The organism is Flavobacterium sp., from assembly GCF_023151265.1.
Classification (GTDB): domain Bacteria; phylum Bacteroidota; class Bacteroidia; order Flavobacteriales; family Flavobacteriaceae; genus Flavobacterium.
This window is the reverse complement of the sequence record NZ_JAKLJH010000176.1, coordinates 1-4,412: the sequence shown is the minus strand read 5'-3', so window position 1 is coordinate 4,412 and position 4,412 is coordinate 1. Positions and strand designations below refer to the sequence as shown.

The window sequence follows — 4,412 nt, the reverse complement described above, 5'->3', positions numbered from 1 at the left end:
GAGCGTTCGTTAGTACTTTTAGTAGGTAAAAGAAGAAGTCTTCTTGACTACTTAAAAAAGAAAGATATCAACAGATATCGTGAGATTATTAAAGAATTAGGTATTAGAAAATAATCAACTAAAGGGGCTTCGTGCCCCTTTTTGTTTTATTTATATTGACAGAAAAAGTTTGGTTTTTCATTGGGTTACAAACAACTACACACACAACAACAACACAACTGACCCTTTGTTTAATTTAGAATTAAAAATTTATGATTCCAAAAGTATTCCAAGAAGTTATCGATTTAGGTGACGGAAGAAGCATCACAATCGAAACTGGAAAATTAGCCAAACAAGCAGATGGATCTGTTGTTGTTCGTATGGGCGATGCCATGTTATTAGCAACAGCAGTATCTGCAAGAACATCAAATCCTGGTGTTGATTTTTTACCATTAACAGTTGATTATCGTGAAAAATTTGCAGCAGCAGGTCGTTTTCCTGGTGGTTTCTTCAAAAGAGAAGCGCGTCCAAGTGACAGCGAAGTATTAACAATGAGATTAGTAGACCGTGTATTACGTCCACTTTTCCCAGACGATTACCATGCTGAAACACAAGTTATGATTCAATTAATGAGTCACGACGAAAATGTTATGCCAGATGCATTAGCTGGATTAGCAGCTTCTGCAGCATTAGCAGTTTCAGACATTCCTTTTTATAACTTAATTTCTGAAGTTCGTGTAGCGCGTATCAACGGAAAATTCGTTATCAACCCAAGCAGAGAAGAATTAGAGCAATCAGACATCGACATGATGATTGGAGCTTCTATGGATTCTGTTGCGATGGTAGAAGGAGAAATGAAAGAAATTTCAGAAGCAGAAATGGTAGAAGCTATCAAATTTGCTCACGAAGCTATCAAAGTTCAAATTCAAGCACAAGAGCGTTTAAGAGCTGCTATTGGTTCTCCTACTTATAGAGAATATGAAGGTGAAAAAGAAGATGAAGCTATTTATGCTAAAGTAAAAGCAGCTGCGTATGACAAATGTTATGCAATTGCTCAAGAAGCTTCAGGAAAAAGTGAAAGAGGCGAAAAATTTGCTGCTGTAAAAGAAGAAGTAAAAGCTTTATTTACAGAAGAAGAATTAGCTGAAAACGGAGATTTAGTAGGGAAATATTTCTACAAAACCAATAAAGAAGCAGTTCGTAATGTAATCTTAGAAAAAGGTTTACGTTTAGACGGAAGAAAAACAACTGAAATCAGACCAATTTGGTGTGAAACAGATTATTTACCTTCTGTTCACGGTTCGTCTTTATTTACACGTGGAGAAACTCAAGCTTTAGCAACAGTTACTTTAGGAACTTCAAGAGAAGCTAACCAAATAGATTCTCCATCTGAACAAGGTGAAGAAAAATTCTATTTACATTACAACTTCCCTCCTTTCTCAACTGGTGAAGCAAAACCTTTAAGAGGAACTTCAAGAAGAGAAGTTGGTCACGGAAACTTAGCACAAAGAGCTTTAAAAAATATGATTCCTGCAGATTGTCCTTATACAATTCGTATTGTTTCTGAAGTATTAGAATCGAATGGTTCTTCTTCAATGGCAACGGTTTGTGCTGGTACAATGGCATTAATGGATGCTGGAATTCAAATGGTAAAACCAGTTTCTGGTATTGCAATGGGATTAATTACTGATGGTGAGAAATTTGCTGTATTGTCTGATATTTTAGGAGATGAAGATCACTTAGGAGACATGGACTTTAAAGTAACTGGAACTGCAGACGGTATTACAGCATGTCAAATGGACATCAAAATTGATGGTTTACGTTATGACATCATGGAACAAGCTTTAGGTCAAGCGCGCGATGGCCGTATGCATATTTTAGGGAAAATCACTGAAACTATTGCAACTCCAAGAGCTGAAGTAAAACCAAAAGCACCAAAAATCATTACAAGAACAATCCCTGGAGCTTTCATTGGAGCGTTAATTGGACCTGGTGGAAAAGTAATTCAAGAATTACAAAAAGCAACTGGAACTACTATCGTAATTAATGAAGTAGACGAGCAAGGTGTAGTTGAAATCTTAGGAACAAGTCCAGAAGGAATTGCAACTGTTTTAGCTAAAATTGACTCTATTATCTTCAAACCAGTAATGGGAGAAGCTTACGAAGTAAAAGTAATAAAAATGTTAGATTTTGGAGCTGTTGTAGAATATACACAAGCACCAGGAAACGAAGTTTTATTACACGTATCAGAGTTGGCTTGGGAAAGAACAGAAAATGTTACTGATGTAGTAAACATGGGTGATGTGTTTATGGTAAAATACTTAGGCGTTGACCCTAAAACTCGTAAAGAAAAAGTGTCAAGAAAAGCACTTTTACCAAGACCTCCAAGAGAAGAAAAACCTATCGAGAAAAAAGATAAACCTCAAGGTTAATTTAGTTACTTTAATTCATAAAAAGCCCCGATTTTAAATTAAAATCGGGGCTTTTGAAATTTATTTTATTTTTTTGTAACTTTTTTGAAACCTCTTACGTATAACAATAAGAACTTTTAAAAAAGTAAGGAGAAATTTAGATGAGACAACTTAAAATTACCAAGCAGGTTACCAATCGTGAAACTGCTTCCTTAGACAAGTACCTACAAGAAATTGGAAAAGTTGACCTTATTACTGCTGACGAAGAAGTAGAATTAGCACAAAGAATTAAAGCCGGAGATCAACGCGCTTTAGAGAAATTAACAAAAGCTAACTTACGTTTCGTAGTTTCAGTAGCAAAACAATATCAAAATCAAGGACTTACACTTCCTGATTTAATTAACGAAGGAAATTTAGGATTAATTAAAGCCGCACAACGTTTTGATGAAACGCGTGGATTCAAATTCATTTCATATGCTGTTTGGTGGATTCGTCAATCGATTTTACAAGCTTTAGCTGAACAATCTCGTATTGTACGTTTACCGTTGAATAAAATTGGCTCTATCAATAAAATCAACAAAATGTATGCATTATTAGAACAATCTAATGAGCGTGCGCCTTCAGCTGAAGAAATTGCTAAAGAGTTAGATATGACAGTAAATGACGTAAAAGAGTCTATGAAAAACTCTGGTCGTCACTTATCAATGGATGCTCCTTTAGTGGAAGGTGAAGATTCTAACTTATACGACGTTTTACGTTCAGGTGAATCTCCAAATCCAGATAGAGAATTAATTCACGAATCGTTACAAACAGAAATCGAAAGAGCATTAGAAACCTTAACTCCAAGAGAAGCTGATGTGGTTCGTTTATACTTTGGTTTAGGTGACCAACACCCAATGACTTTAGAAGAAATTGGAGAAACTTTTGATTTAACTCGTGAGCGTGTTCGTCAGATTAAAGAAAAAGCGATCAGAAGATTAAAACACACTTCTAGAAGTAAAATATTAAAAACATATTTAGGATAATATATTTGTTTCAGGTTGAAAGTTTCACGTTACTCATAATAACTTGAAACCTTAAACTTGAAACTTGAAAGCAACAACAGTCTAAGACTGTTCGTTTTTTGATTGATGATTGAAACTCCGGCTGATTACCGGAGTTTTGTTTTTTACACAACTTCAAAATTCAACATTCGTTATTCATTGTTGAATACTAAAAATTTTGAATATTCAACTTGGAATTTTGAATGTTGAAATATTATAAATATTGTACATTTGCACTTAACAACACACACTTTACAAGTTTATGAAAAACACACTTATTGCTCCATCAGTTCTTGCAGCTGATTTTGCTAATTTACAACGCGACATTGAAATGATTAATGCAAGTGAGGCTGATTGGTTTCACATTGATATTATGGATGGTGTTTTTGTTCCGAATATTTCTTTTGGAATGCCTGTTCTTGATGCCATCAATAAGCATGCAAAAAAAACAATTGATGTTCACTTGATGATTGTTGATCCTGATCGATACATTACAACATTCAAAAAATTAGGAGCTGATGTTTTGACAGTTCATTACGAAGCTTGTACACATTTACACCGAACACTTCAAGCAATTAAAGCCGAAGGAATGAAAGCTGGAGTTGCTTTGAATCCTCACACAAATATAGATTTATTAGAAGATGTGATTCAGGATATTGATTTAGTTTGTATCATGAGTGTAAATCCTGGTTTTGGAGGGCAATCATTCATTGAAAATACGTATTTAAAAGTTGAAAAACTGAAAGCATTAATCAATAGAAAAAACACTTCAACTTTAATTGAGATTGATGGCGGTGTCACAAATAAAAACGCAAAACAATTAGCTAATGCAGGTGCTGATGTTTTAGTTGCAGGAAGTTATGTTTTTGGTGCACAAGACCCAATAGCAACTATTGCAGATTTAAGAAAAATTACTATCACATAAAAAAAGCAGCTTGAAAGCTGCTTTTTTTATTTAACTTGAATCTGTTTTATTCTT

At 34.4% G+C, this 4,412-nt stretch carries 4 protein-coding genes; all 4 read left to right on the top strand.

The features are described from left to right. Positions 1-114 (top strand): 30S ribosomal protein S15 (locus L6Q46_RS12865; RefSeq protein WP_291284644.1); only part of this gene is annotated, 114 nt, incomplete at its 5' end. Positions 115-251: 137 nt separating this feature from the next. Further along, complete coding sequence (locus L6Q46_RS12860) at positions 252-2,411, top strand: polyribonucleotide nucleotidyltransferase (protein ID WP_291284643.1); 2,160 nt, start codon at positions 252-254, stop codon at positions 2,409-2,411. Positions 2,412-2,551: 140 nt separating this feature from the next. Continuing rightward, entirely contained in the window at positions 2,552-3,415 is an 864-nt protein-coding gene (locus tag L6Q46_RS12855) for a sigma-70 family RNA polymerase sigma factor (protein ID WP_014389330.1), read from the top strand. A 280-nt stretch (positions 3,416-3,695) separates the two neighbouring features. Continuing rightward, positions 3,696-4,358 (top strand): ribulose-phosphate 3-epimerase, encoded by a 663-nt coding sequence (rpe, locus tag L6Q46_RS12850; protein WP_291284642.1) that lies wholly within the window; start codon positions 3,696-3,698, stop codon positions 4,356-4,358. Positions 4,359-4,412: the final 54 nt, after the last annotated feature.